This is a genomic window from Candidatus Cloacimonas acidaminovorans str. Evry (assembly GCF_000146065.2).
GTDB lineage: Bacteria > Cloacimonadota > Cloacimonadia > Cloacimonadales > Cloacimonadaceae > Cloacimonas > Cloacimonas acidaminivorans.
Genome location: NC_020449.1, coordinates 1,046,785 through 1,064,904 on the forward strand (window position 1 = coordinate 1,046,785; position 18,120 = coordinate 1,064,904).

At 37.4% G+C, this 18,120-nt stretch carries 15 protein-coding genes and 1 tRNA gene; all 16 read left to right on the plus strand.

Annotation, left to right across the window (positions count from 1 at the left end):
* Positions 1–20 precede the first annotated feature (20 nt).
* On the plus strand, positions 21–1,016 hold the full coding sequence (locus tag CLOAM_RS04250; protein ID WP_015424628.1) for a tRNA (5-methylaminomethyl-2-thiouridylate)-methyltransferase / fibronectin/fibrinogen-binding protein: 996 nt from the start codon (positions 21–23) through the stop codon (positions 1,014–1,016).
* Positions 1,017–1,031: 15 nt separating this feature from the next.
* On the plus strand, positions 1,032–1,658 hold the full coding sequence (locus CLOAM_RS04255; RefSeq protein WP_015424629.1) for an MBL fold metallo-hydrolase: 627 nt from the start codon (positions 1,032–1,034) through the stop codon (positions 1,656–1,658).
* 8 nt (positions 1,659–1,666) lie between these two features.
* A complete protein-coding gene (guaA, locus tag CLOAM_RS04260; RefSeq protein WP_015424630.1) occupies positions 1,667–3,202 on the plus strand; it encodes a glutamine-hydrolyzing GMP synthase in 1,536 nt (511 codons plus the stop codon).
* A 131-nt stretch (positions 3,203–3,333) separates the two neighbouring features.
* Positions 3,334–3,411: transfer RNA gene (locus CLOAM_RS04265), tRNA-Asp, on the plus strand.
* Between the two features lie 46 nt (positions 3,412–3,457).
* Positions 3,458–4,693 (plus strand): 3-deoxy-D-manno-octulosonic acid transferase, encoded by a 1,236-nt coding sequence (locus CLOAM_RS04270; protein ID WP_015424632.1) that lies wholly within the window; start codon positions 3,458–3,460, stop codon positions 4,691–4,693.
* Positions 4,693–5,556 (plus strand): AmmeMemoRadiSam system radical SAM enzyme, encoded by an 864-nt coding sequence (amrS, locus tag CLOAM_RS04275; protein WP_052293576.1) that lies wholly within the window; start codon positions 4,693–4,695, stop codon positions 5,554–5,556. The genes CLOAM_RS04270 and amrS overlap by 1 nt, the downstream gene beginning before the upstream one ends.
* Complete coding sequence (locus CLOAM_RS04280) at positions 5,557–5,925, plus strand: NusG domain II-containing protein (protein WP_015424634.1); 369 nt, start codon at positions 5,557–5,559, stop codon at positions 5,923–5,925.
* A 9-nt stretch (positions 5,926–5,934) separates the two neighbouring features.
* Positions 5,935–8,010 carry a Ppx/GppA phosphatase family protein gene (locus CLOAM_RS04285; RefSeq protein WP_015424635.1) on the plus strand — a complete coding sequence of 692 codons (2,076 nt, stop codon included), beginning with the start codon at positions 5,935–5,937 and terminating at the stop codon, positions 8,008–8,010.
* Positions 8,007–9,290 (plus strand): tRNA (N6-isopentenyl adenosine(37)-C2)-methylthiotransferase MiaB, encoded by a 1,284-nt coding sequence (miaB, locus tag CLOAM_RS04290; protein WP_015424637.1) that lies wholly within the window; start codon positions 8,007–8,009, stop codon positions 9,288–9,290. The genes CLOAM_RS04285 and miaB overlap by 4 nt, the downstream gene beginning before the upstream one ends.
* Before the next feature lie 241 nt (positions 9,291–9,531).
* On the plus strand, positions 9,532–10,407 hold the full coding sequence (locus tag CLOAM_RS04295) for a YicC/YloC family endoribonuclease (protein ID WP_015424638.1): 876 nt from the start codon (positions 9,532–9,534) through the stop codon (positions 10,405–10,407).
* A complete protein-coding gene (locus CLOAM_RS04300; RefSeq protein ID WP_015424639.1) occupies positions 10,397–10,834 on the plus strand; it encodes a hypothetical protein in 438 nt (145 codons plus the stop codon). The genes CLOAM_RS04295 and CLOAM_RS04300 overlap by 11 nt, the downstream gene beginning before the upstream one ends.
* 8 nt (positions 10,835–10,842) lie before the next feature.
* Positions 10,843–13,134, plus strand: a complete 2,292-nt coding sequence (locus CLOAM_RS04305) for a ribonuclease R family protein (protein ID WP_015424640.1) — start codon at positions 10,843–10,845, stop codon at positions 13,132–13,134.
* Positions 13,131–13,934, plus strand: a complete 804-nt coding sequence (gene murI, locus CLOAM_RS04310) for a glutamate racemase (RefSeq protein ID WP_015424642.1) — start codon at positions 13,131–13,133, stop codon at positions 13,932–13,934. Before CLOAM_RS04305 ends, murI begins: the two co-directional genes overlap by 4 nt.
* Positions 13,935–14,137: 203 nt before the next feature.
* Positions 14,138–14,968 carry a BKACE family enzyme gene (locus tag CLOAM_RS04315; protein WP_015424643.1) on the plus strand — a complete coding sequence of 277 codons (831 nt, stop codon included), beginning with the start codon at positions 14,138–14,140 and terminating at the stop codon, positions 14,966–14,968.
* Between the two features lie 11 nt (positions 14,969–14,979).
* Positions 14,980–17,235 carry a vitamin B12-dependent ribonucleotide reductase gene (locus CLOAM_RS04320; RefSeq protein ID WP_044278922.1) on the plus strand — a complete coding sequence of 752 codons (2,256 nt, stop codon included), beginning with the start codon at positions 14,980–14,982 and terminating at the stop codon, positions 17,233–17,235.
* 85 nt (positions 17,236–17,320) lie between these two features.
* Positions 17,321–18,118, plus strand: coding sequence for a hypothetical protein (locus tag CLOAM_RS04325; protein WP_015424645.1), 798 nt, complete (start codon positions 17,321–17,323; stop codon positions 18,116–18,118).
* The last annotated feature ends 2 nt before the right edge of the window (positions 18,119–18,120 follow it).

Here is an 18,120-nt window from a genome sequence, read left to right on the forward strand (position 1 = left end):
AGTTTTAGGGCATAGGCAATATGAAAACACATAAAGCAATAGCATTATTTTCCGGTGGACTGGATAGTATTCTGGCAGTTAAATGGATGCAAAGTAAAGGATATGCAGTTCATCCGGTATTTTTTAAAGCTCCGTATTTGCTTCCGGAACGGGCAATTAATTATGCCGCTAAAAATGCTATTGATTTGGAAGTAATAGATGTTTCGGAAGAACATATAAAGTTACTGAATAATCCGGTTTATGGTTTTGGTAAAGGATTAAATCCTTGTATTGATTGTCACGGTTTTATGTTTAAAAAAGCGGCAGAACTGATGCCGTATAGAGATGCAGATTTTCTTATCAGTGGCGAGGTTTTGGGGCAGCGTCCTAAAAGTCAAAAACGAAATGCTATGAATAATGTAAGTAAACTTAGCGGTGTAAAGGACTTAATCGTAAGGCCCTTGTCGCAAAATTTACTTCCTGATACATTACCTCTTAGAGAGGGTTGGATTGCTAAAAAAGATATGTTATCTATTCAGGGTCGTGGTCGTTTGGCTCAATTAGCTCTGGCAGAAGAATTAGGAATAGTTGATTTTCCTTCTCCTGCTGGTGGTTGTTTACTTACGGATCGTAATTATTGTTTACGCTTACAAGACCTGAAAAAGCATCAGCAGGATGATTTGCACTCAATAAACTTACTTGCTTATGGTCGTCATTTTCGCTTGACGGAAGAGGTAAAATTGATTATAGGAAGAGATGAAGCAGAAAATGAAACACTTAAAAACATCTTTCGGGAAGGATTGATGCTACAGGCACAGGATTATATGGGACCTTTAGGATTTATTACCGGAAAACTTAATTTTGCTACTTTAGATTTGGCACTGGCAATCTTTATACTGTATCATCCCAAAGTGCCCAAATCTGCAAATATTGAGGTTTGGAGGATTAGCAATAAACAAATTATCAGTCAGACGATAAAAACTGCTACTAAAGGGGATAGAGAGATAATCAATAAATACCTGATTTCATATTTGTAAGAAAGGGATACAAAAATGATAAAAATAGAAAGCACTGTTTTGCTGGAGAGCTTTCAAACCAACACTTATCTGCTTTGGGATAGCATTAGTGCAGAGGCATTTTTAATTGATCCTGCTATCCCGAGTGAAACATTTCTGCAGCGGATTAAACAATTGGAATTGAAAGTAAAAATGATTATTAATACCCATGGCCATGCAGATCATATTGGCGGAAATTTATATTTTGCCAAGGCATTGAATTGTCCGGTTGCAATTCATCTTGCGGATGCTGAAATGCTTACCAATAATGCCAAAAATTTCAGTACCTATATGGGTTTTGAGCTAAATTTATCAGCTCCTCAAGTTATTCTGCACGATGGTGATGAGCTTTTCCTTGGTTCCGAAAAGGTAAAAGTTATCCATACACCGGGTCATACAGAAGGCAGTATTTGTCTTCTAACAGGAAAATATCTGATTAGCGGAGATACTTTATTTGAACAAAGCATAGGCAGAACTGATTTTCCGGGAGGAAGCCATACTGCTATAATTAATTCCATTAAAAATAAACTCTTTATTTTAGATGATGATGTTCTGGTTTTTCCGGGGCATGGTCCTACCACCTCCATTGGCTTGGAAAAGGTCAATAATCCTTTTGTAAATTAGGTTTACCAATGCATAATAAAGTTTTGATTTTAGATTTTGGTTCTCAATATACGCAATTGATAGCCCGAAAAGTGCGTTCTTTAAACATCTACTGCGAGATTCAACCCTATCAGATAAGTTTAGAACAAATACAATCCTTTGCTCCGCAAGCAATTATACTTTCAGGAAGTCCATCTAGTTCAAGTAAAAAAAATTCACCCAAGCCGGAGGAAGGAATTTGGCAACTTGGCATTCCCATTTTGGGAATCTGTTATGGAATGCAATTATTGGTAACTCATTATGGGGGAACAATTCTACCATCAGATAAAAGAGAATATGGCTCTGCAATATTAAATATCATTAACCATAATGAATTACTTGCAGGATTGGGAGATAGGGAAGAGGTCTGGATGAGCCATAGTGACGCTGTTTCCAGTTTACCCGAATGCTTTTCTGTTTTAGCAAAAACGGATCAATCCCCTTATGCTGTAATAGCTCATAAGGAATTACCTTTTTATGGCTTGCAGTTTCATCCGGAAGTAGCGAACACAAAAAACGGAATAAAAGTATTAGAGAATTTTCTGATTAGGATTGGAAAAATAACTGCGAACTGGACTCCGAATGCCTTTATCAATGAAAATATTGAGAAAATAAGAAAACAGGTAGGCAACCAAAAAGTTCTATTGGGATTAAGTGGAGGGGTTGATTCTTCAGTTACTGCGGTTTTACTTTATAAAACAATCGGAAATCAGCTCCTGCCTATTTTTGTGGATACCGGATTGATGCGTTACAAGGAAGCAGAAAGAGTAAAACAGACCTTTTCCGCTTATCCTGATTTAAATATTCGCTATGTGGATGCCAGTAAAACATTTATCTCCAAACTAAAAGGAATTACCGATCCGGAAACAAAACGGAAAATAATCGGCAACACCTTTATAGAGGTCTTTGAAAAGATAGCCGGAGAATATGAAGAGGTGCATTTTTTAGCACAGGGAACTCTCTATCCAGATGTAATTGAAAGTGCCACTTTTACGGGAATGACAGCAAAGATTAAAAGTCATCATAATGTAGGTGGTTTACCGGAAAAAATGAATTTAGCTTTAATTGAACCCTTAAGAGAACTTTTTAAGGATGAGGTCAGAGAAGTAGGAACTTTGCTTGGTTTACCTGAATCCATTATCCAAAGACATCCCTTTCCGGGACCAGGTTTAGCCGTTAGAATTATAGGAGAAGTAAATGCAGAAAAAGTCCGTCTGCTTCAGCTTGCGGATGAGATATTTATAAGCGAATTACAAAAAAACGGACTTTATAATACAACCTGGCAGGCATTTGCCGTTCTTTTACCTATTAGAACGGTTGGAGTAATGGGTGATGAACGCAGTTATGATCAGGTTTGTGCTTTAAGAGCTGTAGATAGTATTGATGGTATGACTGCTAATTTTACTCAGTTACCAATGTGGTTTTTACAGAAAGTTGCTAATCGCATTTGTAATGAAGTGAAAGGTATCAGCAGGGTGGTTTATGATATTTCCTCCAAGCCACCTGCTACCATTGAATGGGAATAAAAGATAATGTGGCTAACTATTTTGAAAGATATGCAATTGCGTATAGAGTGCCAGGAAAAGTCAAACTTTTGTCTTGACAGAATAAGCCATAATAGAAATTATAATTCTAAATTAACTCATTTTAATAGGGTGGGGGCGTAGTTCAGTTTGGTTAGAACGTCTGCCTGTCACGCAGAAGGTCGCGAGTTCGAGTCTCGTCGCTCCCGCCATTTTCAAAAGGGATGGCAAATTTCACATTGCCATACACAATAGAAAATGATTTTACTATCGCTTTTCAATATCCTGGTGGAAACAATATATTTCCTTTTCTTTCCTTTGCTCTATCTTTTTTTAAAGCAGAAAAACTATGTTGCAAGCATTAAAGCCGAAGGAGAAGATATTCACAAAGGGATTTTATTTCATTCTGCCTCAATGGGTGAATTAACTGCCATTAAAGCATTGGTTACAAGACATTTACAAGAGCATCCAGAAGTTAAACTTTGTATTACCACCAGCACTGTTACCAGCTGTGCCGAAGCTAATAAAATAAGCCCTAAGGTAAAAGCATTTCTATCTGTTCTTGATTTGCCCCATTTGCGGAAGCGTCAACTAAAACGAATCAATCCAGGTCTTATTTGTGTTGTGGAAACAGAAATTTGGCCTAATATGCTGCTTTGGGCAAAACGCAATAAAGTTCCGGTTTTATTTTTAAATGCCAGAATGTCTAAAAGCACTTTAAGGGGTTATCGTTTATTGAAATTTCTGTTTAGGCATTTACAGAGTCCTATTACCGAAATCCATGCGCAAAGTAAAGATGATGCCAAGCGTTATCGTAAAATATTTAATAGACCTGTATATGTGAGTGGTAACCTGAAATTTTCGTTAACCTTAAAGGATTATAATGCCGAAGAGCTCAGGAAAAAGTGGGGTTATAAAAGTGACGATTTTATTATTTGTTGGGGTTCATCTCGTCCTGGTGAAGAGGCATTGTTGATCTCCCTTTATCCATCTCTAAAAGAAGTTATTCCCAACTTACATTTAATCATAGGTCTCAGGCATCCCAGACGCTTGGAAGAAGTTATAGAACTGATGGATAATTATTCCTACAGTTGTTTCACTATGAGAAAGGAATATAGCAGAGCAGAGGATATTCTGATAATAGATACATTAGGTATCCTTGACCAGGCATATTGCATCTGTGACATTGCTATTGTAGGGGGTTCTTTTTATGATTTCGGAGGGCATAATCCACTGGAACCAGCTTATTACAAAAAACCGGTCGTAATTGGTCCTCATCACTATTCCTGTAAAGAATCGGTAAAAAAACTGAAGGTAGCAGGGGGAATTATTATCAGCAATAAAGACGATCTGCTTGCTGATCTGATTGCTCTTTATAAAAATAAGGAATTACGAGAAAAAATGGGCAAAGCGGCAAAAAAGGTCTTGACTGAAAATGCTCACACTTTGGATATATATTTAAAAGCATTGGAAAAATGGCTGAAGGAGAAATAATGAGAGAAGCAATGTATTATGTGCGAGAAGGCAATAAAATCCGCTGTCAACTTTGCCCCCGGGAATGTGTTTTAAGCGAAGGTAAAAAAGGTTTCTGTAGAAGCCGGGAAGTGATAAATGGCTCTTTAATTGCTACAGCTTACGGAAGAACAACTTCTCTGGCACTTGACCCTATAGAAAAAAAACCGCTCTATCACTTCCATCCTGGAACTATGATTGTTTCTTTAGGTCCCAATTCCTGCAATTTGACCTGTAAGTTTTGTCAAAATTGGGAAATCAGTCAGCAGGAATATCCTACCCGCTATGTGGCTATTGAGGACTTGATTGAAATTGTGAAACAACAAAAAGATCAGCAGATTGCTTTCACTTACACTGAACCTTTAATGTGGTATGAATATATTCTGGATTTTTCTGCTAAAGCCCCTGAAATTGACATTGTTTTAGTTACTAATGGCTATATAAATAAGGAGCCCTGGCGTAACATTTTAAAAGTAGTAAAAGCAGTTAATATAGATATAAAATCCTATAGAGATGAGTTTTACCGTCAGCTCTGTGGGGGAAAACTGGATATTATTTTAGCTAACATCATAATTGCCAAAGAAATGGATGTCCATATAGAGCTTACTAACCTGATTATTCCGGGCTACAATAACAGTGAAGAAGAACTGAATGACTTAGCTAAGTTTATTGCTTCAGTAGATAAAAATATTCCTCTTCATATTTCTGCTTACCGTCCTTGTTACAAAATGACCGTTAGACCTACTACCAGAGAGGAAGTGGAACATGCTTGTGAAATTGCGTCCCAATATCTAACTTATGTTTATGCGGGTAATGTATATTCTTCACGGTTTTCCCGAAGATAGATGAAGAAGTATTCTATTTTAAACGATCTGAAACCGGCAGATGTGGTTTTAATATTACTGATTATATTAGCCATATTTCTTTCCGCCAGATACTATTTAAACAATAAACCCCATTCTCAAGTTTATATTTATAAGGATAATCAGCTTTTTGGGGTTTACTCTTTAGAACAGGATAAAGTCATCAAAATTGATGAGCACAATACCGTGGAAATAAAAAATGGTAAAGTTAGAATGAAATTTGCCGATTGTCCTGATAAGCGTTGTGTAAAACAAGGTTTTACCAAGTCAATGCCGATAATTTGTTTACCTAATAAATTAGTGATAGAAATACAAGATAACGGCAAACAAAAGAAACTAATCCTGCAATAGGGGGGATAAATGTTGAAATTTGCCTTGTATGTTTCCAATCACGGTTTTGGTCATTCTACCCGGATATGTGCATTAGCGGAAGAGCTTATTCATTATGGTGTTTTTTGCCATATTATTACTACTAAACCGGCTTTTCTTTTTCAAGACCTCAATCCGCATTATTTTGTTTTACACAAACGCGCAATAGATGTGGGAGTTAAGCATAGTGAAAATCTTACGGTAGATATAAAAAGAACAATTAATTCATTATTGGAATTACTTTCTAAACGCAATGAAATTATGGAACGGGAGATTGAATTTTTACGACGGGAGAAGATTGATTGCATAATTGCTGATATCCCTTTTCTGGTAAGTGATTTTGCCGCCTATTGTCATATTCCTGTTTTTGCGGTTACCAATTTTGAATGGCATTTTATTTATAGCTCTATTTTGGTAGAAGAGGAAAACACAGAAAAGGAAAATGGTATAGTTACTAACTATAATAACTTAGAATTAAGCGGAGGAGCAGCGTCCCCCGGCTACACAAACTTTTCCACTCCTGAAGTTGCAAATTCTTTAAAACCGGTATTGAATTTAATCTGGTCTTTATACCAACGCTTTGATGGTTGTTTTCGTTTACCTTTCAGCACTGATGAAAGTATGTCTGCCTTTAAAGATTATATTTCTTGCGGATTGCTTGGTCGTAAAAAAGATAAGTATAAAGATATCCGATTGCAATATAACCTGCCCAAAGAAACACCAATATTACTGGTAATGTTTGGTGGAGAAGGAACTATGGAGCTGAATTATGAAGCACTCTGTTCGGCATATCAAGGAATAGTTATTTCCACACAAGCAGGGATAAAAGCCAAAAACCATATCCAAGTATCTATGGATGATGATTTTCCAGATTTTATATACAATGCAGATATTATTCTTTGTAAGTCAGGATATAGTACTTTAGCTGAAGCAGTCCAAGCGGGAAAATTTATTATCTATTGTCCACGCCCTAATTATCCTGAAGAAAAAGCCCTGATTGCAGGACTGAAAAACTATACTAATTGTCTGCAGATAGATACATTACAGCTAAGTGCAGGACAGTGGAAAGCTATTTTTGAGGACATTAAACCCCGAAAAATTAGAACTAAAACATATAAAAACTGCAATACCGAAATTGCCGGTTTGGTACTGAAAAAATATACTCAATTACAAAATAGAAGATTACTTAGCGTGTTTGACCTTGGTTCCAACAACCTGAATTATGTGCTCTTTGACCTTGAAAGAAGACAAATTGTTCATCAAACTCAATTGACTACTGCCTTGGGAATTGCCTTTAAGCATAACAAGATAAGCGAAAAACGGCTAACAAGTGTTAAGCAGATAATAAGTAAATTGCTCCAATTGGATTCATATCTGGAATCGGAAAAGGTTCTTTTGGCAACAGGTGTAATGCGTTTCGCTTTAAATGCCAATCTATTAACTGACTGGATTACTGATAAATATAACATAAAATGCAGAATAATTTCTTCCCAAGAGGAAATCCGCTATGCTTATTTTTCCGCAAGACAATACAAAAGTGGGGAAGAGGCAACTCTGGCAATTGATATTGGGGGCTTTTCCACAGAGTTTATCAACTTAGATAAAGAAAAAAAACAACAAGGGAATAGTTTACCCTTTGGTTTACTTACCTTGTTAAATGATTTTAACGGAGATAGTGATACAGCGGATCATTTTATCCGGCAAAAGCTAAATGATTTACCTTATAAAAGTTCCTATCGTCTTGTTGGGATAGGACTTACCTACACTTATCTAGCAGGAGTTATTTTCCGCTGCAGTTATAATGAAAGAGAAAAACTGGAAGGAAAAACAATCACTAAAAAGCAATTGCAGGAACTTTCTCATTCCCTTGAAGTTAGAGACGAACAGAGATATTTACCCTTTCTATTGGAAGAGAGCTATCTGCCTATATTAAAATTAAGTATCGCTTTCAACATTTCTTTACTGGACAGATTTGAGACCTCCGAAATTATTGTTTGCAACTCTGGAATTGCAGTTGGCTATGCCTATTGGTATTCCAGTAAACAAAGAAGCAAGGCACAAAAATGAAGTTTTATATAGAGACCTACGGTTGTCAGATGAATGTGGCAGATAGTGAATTAATTGCCAGTATTTTAACTAAAGCAGGTCATCAGGAAGTTACCCAAATAAGCGAAGCGGATTTACTTCTATTTAATACTTGCAGTGTTCGTGGCCATGCTGAAGAGAGGGTTTTAGGCAGAATTCAAAGTGAAAATCATCGCAAGAAAGAAAATCCGAATCTCAAAATTGGTGTAGTTGGCTGTATGGCACAACGATTGGGCGAAGAGATAAACAAGGAAAAACTAACAGTGGATTTTGTAATAGGTGTGGATCAGTATCAACATCTTCCTGATATACTAAATGAAGAAACAGAAAAGACCATTTTAACGGATTTGGACGAAACTCAATTATATAAAGGTATTCAACCTGCTTATCATAATGATTATTGTGCCTATATAACTATTATGCGGGGCTGTAATAATTTTTGTTCCTATTGTATTGTTCCTTATGTTAGAGGAAGAGAACGCAGTCGTTCCTGGCAGGATATCATAGAGGAAACAATTTCTGCCGGTAATCAGGGGAAAAAGGATATCACTCTTTTAGGTCAAAATGTCAATTCTTACCTAAATGGAGAGGTAAATTTTCCCCGTTTGTTAATTATACTTAACGAATTGGATGAAATCTACCGGTTGAGATTTATTACTTCTCATCCGAAGGATTTATCAGAGGAATTAATAGAAGTTCTGGCTAATTCAGCTAAGATATGCGAACATATACACTTACCTGTGCAAAGCGGGAGTGACAATATACTTAAAGCAATGAACCGAAATTACACTGTTCAGCACTATATATCTTTAGTGGAAAAGTTACATAAGTTCATACCAAATATAGCGATAACTACAGATATTATGACCGGTTTTCCGGGAGAAACAGAAAACGATTTTCAGGACACACTATCCCTAATGAAAACAATTGAGTTTGATGATGCCTTTTGCTATAAATTCAGTCCGCGACCAGGAACTACCGCAGAAACATTATCAAATCAAGTTCCGGAAGCTGAACGACTGGCTCGTTTACAGCAAATGATTGATCTGCAACGAAAAATCTCGCTTAAAAAGAACAGAGAACAAATTGGACGCAAAGTGGAAGTTTATATTGAGAGCTTTAGCAAAAAAAGTAGAAAAATGGTTTTGGGGAAAACACGCGATTTTAAAACCGCAGTTCTTCCGGGAACAGAAGATGACTTTGGAACTTTGAAACAAATTGAGGTAAAGGATGCCACGGCAAGCACTCTTATTTGCTTTTAACTGGATACCCAACAGTTGTGATAAGGCATATTATGTAAACTTGCATACAGGGGGTTTAATCGCTATGCGTTATAATTACTTATCCCCCACATTTGTTGTTGTCATTTTACATTTTCTTTTGTCATTTCGCACTGAGTGCGGAATCCATTTTAAAGCATAATAATAAAATGGATTCGTACTTGCGCAGGGATGACAAAGAAAACAAGAATGGCAAGACACGAGAATATAAAAAGGAGTTATAATGAAAAGTATGACCGGTTTTGGAAACGCTTTAATCAGCAGAGACAATATTAACCTTGAATTAGAGATAAAATCCATAAATGCCCGCTTTTTGGATTTAAGGATTTTCCTTCCCCGCGAGCTGAGTTTTTACGAAACGGAGATAAGAAGGCAGATAATAAAGAGCATATCGCGTGGAGCAATTGAAGTAAGAGTTAATTTTAGTGATCACCGAGAACCAAAATTGGTTTTAGATAAGACCAAATTATTAAAATACAATGAATTGGCTATAGAAGCAGCACAACTTTTAGCCAGCGAGGAGGTTATTTCCATAGAATTTTTACTACAAGAGCCGGGAGTTATTGAAAGTGTAGACCGTCTGGCAGAAGATGAAATCCTGGCAAATGTGCTAAATGAAGCATTAGCACAAGCTCTGCAAAGAATTAAAGAATCAATGCTGGAAGAAGGAGAACAAATAAAACAGGTATTATGTGACTCTATGCAACAGATTGAAAAGGCAATAAATGCTGTTTCCGAGCTTTGTGAACCTTTTAAAAAAGAGTTATTTACAACAATGCACAGACATATTGAAGAACTCATTGGTTCTTATAAAGTTGAAAATTTGGAACAACGCCTCATCCAGGAATTGGCAATTTATGTAGATAAATATGACATTGGTGAGGAATTAAGCCGTTTGAGAGCTCATCTTAAGACCTTTATTTCTACTCTTCAGGAAGAAGGAGATATTGGCAAAACACTAAACTTTATCATTCAGGAAATGCAACGCGAAGCAAATACTTTAGGTTCAAAATTCTCTACAACTCAAAGTTTTCCTTGGATTTTAACAATTAAAGAAGAAATAGAAAAGTGTCGGGAGATTATTCAAAATGTTGCCTGAGCCAATCCTTAAATGGAAATCCTGGCCCCTCGTAGAACGTCCCTGGACTTCGTTGATATTAATCCTTTTCTTAATTTTGCTTTCTTTTTTATTATATTATATCACTGTAACCGGCTGGCAACAACCATTTTACTACATTCTGGGGATGCTTTTAGTTTTAGGTAACCTTCTCCCCTATTTCATAATGACCGAATATGAACTTTATGAGGACAAAGTTCAGGTGCGTTATCTTTTTCTTAAAATCAGTCGTCCCTATACCGATTTTGGTTGTTTTTATGAAGACAAAAGAGGTATAATGCTTTCCACTTTTACAATGCCCAGGCGTTTAGACCCTTTTAGAGGATTATCCTTACGATTTTCTGCCGATAAGCAAGAGAGAGAAAAATTAATTGAAATCCTGATGCAAAAAATTGGGAAAAAATACTAAGGAATATTATGAATTATAATGAATTAAAGCAGGCAATCTTAGAATATTTCCAGAAATATCCGCATACTGGATTGTCCTACAATGAAATAGTAAATACTTTTCAACTTAATAAAGCTGAAAAAGCATTACTTAGTGGCATTCTTAGCGGACTGATGGAAGAAGGTATTTTAACCAAAGACCGCAAGAAATATCACTTACAAAAAATGCCAAAAGCGAAACAGCCCTCCCCCACTCCCAATCCCAAATTGTTACAAGGTATTTTTGATGCTACACCCTTATCCAGAGGTTTTTCTTATGCTTTTATTAGAACTCCGGAAAAGGATTATTATGTGGATGCGGAAGATATTCTAAATGCTTTTCATAATGATATTGTCGCCTTTGAACCAAAATATAGAAAAGGTCATCAGGATAGTGCTATAATCCGTAAAGTAGTAAAAAGAAGCACAGAGCAATTTGTGGGAGAACTTATAAGAAGGAATGGTTTTAGCACTTTCATTTGCAGTAACCCTAAAGTATTCAGATGGTTCTTTGTTTCCGATCCCGCTCAGGGAGAAAATGGCGATAAAGTTGTTTTAAAAGTAACTAATTGGGGAAATCCGCAAATGGGGAAAGTGCCTGTAGGTAAAGTGATAGAGATATTAGGAAAATCCGGTGAGCCAGAAGTTGAGCTTTTAGCTGTTATTCGTCAGTATAATTTACCTTTGGAATTTCCTGAAGATGTAATTGCAGAGGCAAATCTGCTTTCTGCAGAAATAAAACCGGAGGATTACAGGAATCGGAGGGATTTGCGCAATCTTTATTCCTTTACTATAGACCCGATTACTGCTAAAGATTTTGACGATGCCATAGCGGTGGAAAAAACGTCTAAGGGCTGGCGTCTTTATGTGCATATCGCTGATGTAGCACATTATTTGTCAGTGGAGGGGGCTATTTTTCAGGAAGCAAGCAAACGCGGGAATAGTTTTTATTTTCCCAAGAGAGTTATACCTATGTTACCGGAACGCTTATCAAATCTTATTTGCAGTTTACGTCCCGAAGAAGAAAAGCTCTGTTTAACAGTGCAAACGGATTTTGACCGTAAAGGACAAATTATTGAGCAGCAAATATATGAAAGTGTTATTTGCAGTCAATCCCGGCTTAATTATGATGAAGTGGATGAACTTTTTGCTGGCAAGAAAACGGATATACCAATTCCTTTACAGGACATTTTATTGGAAGCAAGAGCTCTTTCGCGTCTTTTAACCGAAAAAAGAATGAATGCTGGCTACATTTTTTTTGATTTACCGGAAATTGAGTATGAATATGATGAAAACGGATTTCTTAAGTGTTTAACATTGGCTGAGGAAACAGAAAGCCATAAAATAATAGAAAATTTTATGCTGGTTGCCAATGAATTTGTAGCTACACGCCTTTCACAGACAGCTCCTGCAACAATTTACCGTATTCATAACGACCCCGATTTTAACAAGCTGGAACGGCTGATTGAACTTCTTTCCTATTATGGCGTAAAGTGGGTTATGTATGAGAATTTGAATAAGTCCATCCAGTATTTGCTTAATTCTTTTCCGAATGAGGCATATCATAAGGTTTTTGACCGCATTTTGCTAAGAAGTATGAAAAAAGCAAGATACAGCACGGAACATATTCATCATTTCGCTTTAGCAATGGAAAATTACACACATTTTACCAGTCCTATCCGACGTCTTTGCGATTTGGTTGTTCATTATCTCTGTAAAACCTGGTTGTGTCATACCTCTAATCAGAAATTTACTCCTTCTCAACTGAAACATTTTGCCGAAGTTGCCTCTGAACAAGAAATTCAGGCAGACCAGTCAGAACGCGATATAGAAATGGTTTATAGCTTGGCTTTGATGAGAGAGAAGGAAGGAGAACTTTATGAGGGAATGGTTATTTCGGTCAATTCCCGGGGTTTAATTGTTCAATTGGAAGAAATTCCGGTTACCGGAGTTATTAAAGAAATCAGTTTGGGAGAAGGTAATTGGGAATATTTGGAAAGAGAAATGCGCTATATAAACCGCAGAACTCATAAATATTATCAATTGATGGATACTTTAACGGTTATTATTGGTTATGTGGAAGATGATATTTATTTGTTTCCCATACCTGAAACACTGCGTCATAATGTATCCAAAACAAAGAGTTCCTTATCCCATAAAAGCGCATCACAAAAGCCAAAACCCTCTGGAAGGACGGGGTCCCCATCGTCCAAAAGAACCGGAAGGACGAGGTCCCCATCGTCCAAATCCTCCAAATCTTCAACCACAAGAGGCAACAAATGAAAAGAGCAATCGGTATTTTTGATTCCGGAGTTGGTGGCTTAACCGTTTATCAAGCCATCCGTAATACTTTTCCCAATGAGGACATTATTTATTTTGGAGATACTGCCAGAGTGCCTTACGGACCAAAATCGCCTAATACCATTATTGACTATTCCCTGCAGAATGCCCGTTTTTTGCTCCAGCAGGGAATAAAAATCTTAATTGTTGCTTGCAACACATCTTCCGCAGTAGCAATTCCCGCTTTGCAAAATTTAAGCGATATTCCTGTTATAGGTGTTATTGAACCGGGTGCTGAACAATCGGTTAAAGTTACTAAATGTAAACGCATTGGAGTGATTGGAACGGAAGGAACAATCCGAAGCGGAGCTTATCCTTCCGCTATCAGAAAATTGCTTCCTGAGGCATTTGTAGTTTCATCTGCTTGTCCCCTTTTTGTTCCCTTGGTGGAAGAGGGTTGGCAGGAGCATCCTGTAGCGGAAGTTATTGCGGAGGAATATCTTAAGGAAATGAAAGAACAAAATATAGATACTCTTGTTTTAGGTTGTACCCATTATCCGCTGCTGTCTAATATCATTCAACAGGTTATGGGAGAAGAAGTTACACTTGTAGATAGCGCAATGGCTGTGGCTGAATACTTAAGCTGTTATCTGAGTGCTGAAAATGATGGACAAAAAGGCAGAGATTCTTTTTATGTGAGCGACAACGAAAATAAATTTGCCGAAATTGCCGAACGCATTTTGCAGCATAATATTGGTAATTTAACCCGGGTGCGTCTTTATGAAAGCTGGTTTAAGGACTGATCAAAATTATGATGCGTAAATATATAAAAATGAATAAGAAAAGTTTCTTCCTTAATAGCATTGCTTACCCATTGCTTACCCATTACTAATGTCATTAGCAATGGGTGAGTATTGCTAAAGTAATGCTATTGGGAACGAGCATAATTTCAAAGCATTAGATATTATATTTCAGATAAATAGATTAAATATAAAGAGGTAAAATTATGGAACCCTTAATTTTAACTGCTGCTATTACGGGAGCTGAAACTACCCGTGCCGATCAACCCAATTTGCCTATAACACCTGAAGAACAGGCAAAAGAAGCAAAAGCTTGTTTTGAAGCCGGAGCAAGAGTTATTCATTTACACATCAGGGAGGATGACGGCAGACCTTCTCAGCGCTTGGATCGCTTTCAGGAAGCCATTTCTGCCATTCGCGAGGTTGTTCCTGAGATTATTATTCAAATCAGTACTGGAGGTGCAGTTGGCGAATCATTTGATAAACGACTTGCTCCTTTGGCTTTAAAACCCGAAATGGCAACCCTGAATGCCGGAACTTTGAATTTTGGTGACGATATTTTCATCAATCATCCTGCCGATATTATTCGTTTGGCAGAAGCATTCAAACAATATAATGTAGTTCCTGAAGTTGAAGTTTATGAATCGGGTATGGTTGATGCTGTTGCTCGTTTAATTAAAAAAGGGATTATAACTCAAAATCCTTTGCATATTCAATTTGTTCTTGGTGTCCCTGGAGGAATGAGTGGCAAGCCCAAAAACTTAATGTATATGATGGAACATTTGAAAGAAGAAATCCCTACAGCAACCTGGGCTGTGGCAGGAATTGGCAGATGGCATATTCCTACATCTTTAATAGCGATGGTTACAGGTGGACATATCCGCTGTGGATTTGAAGATAACATTTTTTATCATAAGGGAGTAATTGCTGAATCTAATGCGCAATTGGTAGCTCGTTTAGCACGCATTGCAAAAGAAATTGGTCGCCCTCTGGCTACTCCTGAACAGGCAAGAGAGATTTTGGCATTAAATAAATAAAAGGGGTGGCTATGGAACTAACGGAAAATGCGCTGAAGGTTTTGGAAAAAAGATATTTCCGTAAAGATGAAAATGGCGTTTTGATAGAGGACTGGGATAAAATGCTCACTCGGGTTGCCTCCAATATTGCAAGCGGTGATGAGGAAAAAACCCGTCGTTTTTATCAGTTAATGGATGCGGGTTATTTTTTACCCAATTCTCCTACTTTAATGAATGCCGGTGGTGATTTACAACAGCTCTCCGCCTGTTTTGTTTTGCCTATTGAAGATAGTATGGAAAGCATTTTTGAAACGGTTAAAAATGCGGCTTTAATTCATAAGAGCGGAGGTGGAACCGGTTTTTCTTTCAGTCACTTACGCGAAGCCAATGCCCGAGTTCGTTCTACTAATGGTGTTTCCAGCGGACCTCTATCCTTTTTAAAGGTTTTTAATGCTGCTACCGATGCTGTTAAACAAGGTGGAACCAGAAGAGGCGCTAATATGGCAATCTTAAATGTAGATCATCCTCAAATTCTGGATTTTATAACCTGCAAAGAAAATCCCGCAGAACTAACCAATTTCAATATCAGTGTTGGTATAACAGAAGATTTTATGCAGGCGGTTACTAATGATGATGAATATAATCTTATTTCTCCTCATACGGGAGCGATTTATAAAAAGCTGAAAGCCAGAGATGTATTTGCCCTGATTGTAAAAATGGCACATAAAAATGGCGAACCGGGAATCGTGTTTTTAGACCGGCTAAATAATGCCAATCCTACTCCTACACTGGGCAAAATAGAATCTACTAATCCCTGTGGAGAACAACCCTTGCTGCCTTATGAAGCATGCAATTTGGGCTCTATAAATCTTGCTTTGTTGATTAAAGACGGTGATGTGGATTGGGATAAACTGAAAGAAGTGGTGCGTGAAAGTATTGATTTTCTGGATGCGGTAATTGATGTTTCCAAGTTTCCCCTACATCAAATTGAAACAATTTCCCAAGCTAACAGGAAAATCGGATTGGGAGTTATGGGTTGGGCGGACTTATTATTTCAATTAAAAATACCTTATGCCAGTGAAGAAGCGGTTGCTCTTGCCGCTAAACTTATGGAATTTATAGATTTTTATGCTAAAGAACGCTCTTCAGAACTTGCCCAGGAAAAAGGTGCTTTCCCCAATTTTCAGGAAAGTATCTACGCTACCGGTTGCCTGAAAAGAGAAAAAATAAACCAACCCTGGGATTCCTTAAAAGAAAAAATAAAAAAAGAGGGAATTCGCAATGCTACCCTTACTACTATTGCTCCTACGGGAACAATTAGTATGATTGCCGATACTTCCAGCGGAATTGAACCCCAATTTTCCCTTGCTTATGTGAAAAATGTAATGGATGGAGAGAAATTAATCTATGTGAATAAATATTTGCAGAAGGCATTGGAAGAAAAAGGAATATATAATAATAAGCTTTTAGATGAAATTTTAACGCGTGGCTCTCTTGCCGGTATTGAGGGTATTCCGGATGACTTGAAAAAGGTGTTTCAAACCGCTCATGACATAAGTCCCGAATGGCATATCAGAATGCAGGCAGCTTTTCAAAAATATACTGATAATGCTGTCAGCAAAACCATTAATTTCCCTAATTCCGCTACGGTGGAAGATATCCAAAGTGCCTATGAGCTTGCCTATCATCTTGGCTGTAAAGGAGTTACTGTCTATCGGGATGGCAGCCGGGAAAGCCAGGTTCTCTATTTAGGAACTCAAACAACCTCACCTGAAAAAACGGATAAAAAAGTAGCTCCCAGAACCAGACCGGAAATTACTAAAGGCATAACTCAACGCCTGGAAACGGGTTGCGGTCATATGTATGTAACTATTAATACCGATGCTCAAGGTGCCTGTGAGGTCTTTATTCAAATGGGAAAAGTGGGAGGATGTGCTTCTGCACAACTGGAAGCTATTGCTCGTCTTGTTTCTTTGGCTTTGCGCTCTCAGATCAAGATTGAATCCATTACTCGTCAATTGAAAGGTATTCGTTGTCAATCCCCAATGTGGAATAAAGGAAAAATGATAACTTCTTGTGGAGATGCAGTTGGTCAGGCACTGGAACAATTTGTAACTCTTTATACTAAAGGACAAATCCAAGCCGGCGAATTATCGGTGGAAAATGAAAATTTAGGTTCTCATCAGTCGGTTGGAAACGGTTTTGCTCTATGCCCTGACTGCGGAAATACTATTGAACACACAGAAGGATGTTTAAAATGTCCTGCCTGCGGTTGGAGTAAATGTTAACCCGTGCTTGACAAAAGTAGTGTTTTTTATTTTTTGCTTTTTCTGCTAAAGCGAAATTCAGCAGACCCCCAAAAAAGGAGCATAAATGCGTTGTAAATATTGTAATGCCCGACTTGCTGTTCACGATATTTGGTGTATGCAATGTGGGAAACAGACACCTGTCATCAAAAATGAACTCTATTCAATGAAGTCCTTCTCAGAAACCTGGAAAGCATACAAAAGCAAAATGTCCTCTTCCCTACCCGGAGCTGGTTTTGCCATTATTTTAGGTTTGATTCCAATTGCGGTTTTAATTTGGCTTTTCAGCGGTATAATTCAGCTGGAATGTAATACGGCAACGCAGATGTTACTAAACCTGTTTATCAAGTCCCTTGCCTTTTCTCTTTTTATTCCTTTTATTTTAATTGCTTTTAATCCTATTTGCAAACATAATGATTATCATCTTAAGCTCTCGGAAATGTTTTCCGCACTGCGTAGTTATCCGCGTTATTTTCTTTGGACTCTTATCAATGCCTTATATTTTTGCCTTATCTATATAATTTGTTTTGGTTTGCCCAATTTTGCGTCTGCTCCGATTTTGCGTTTGGTTTGGTTGGTTTTAGTTAATTATTGGGTAGCCATTGCGTTGCCTTCTTTGGTTTTGATGGAAGAGATGTCTTATAATCCCTGGAAGGCAATCAAAAAATCCTATCAGCATTTTCAGGATGTTCGCTGGAACATCTATCTTCTGGTTTTAGTTTTAGCTATCTTAAATGCTTTGGGATGTCTGTTTTTTTGGCTGCTTTTAATTCCCGAAGCATTGATTTTGCCTCTTTCCCTATATGCTCTGAGGGACTATACTAGACGGTTAATTGACTTTGAATTGCTGAATTATCGTTTATAAGG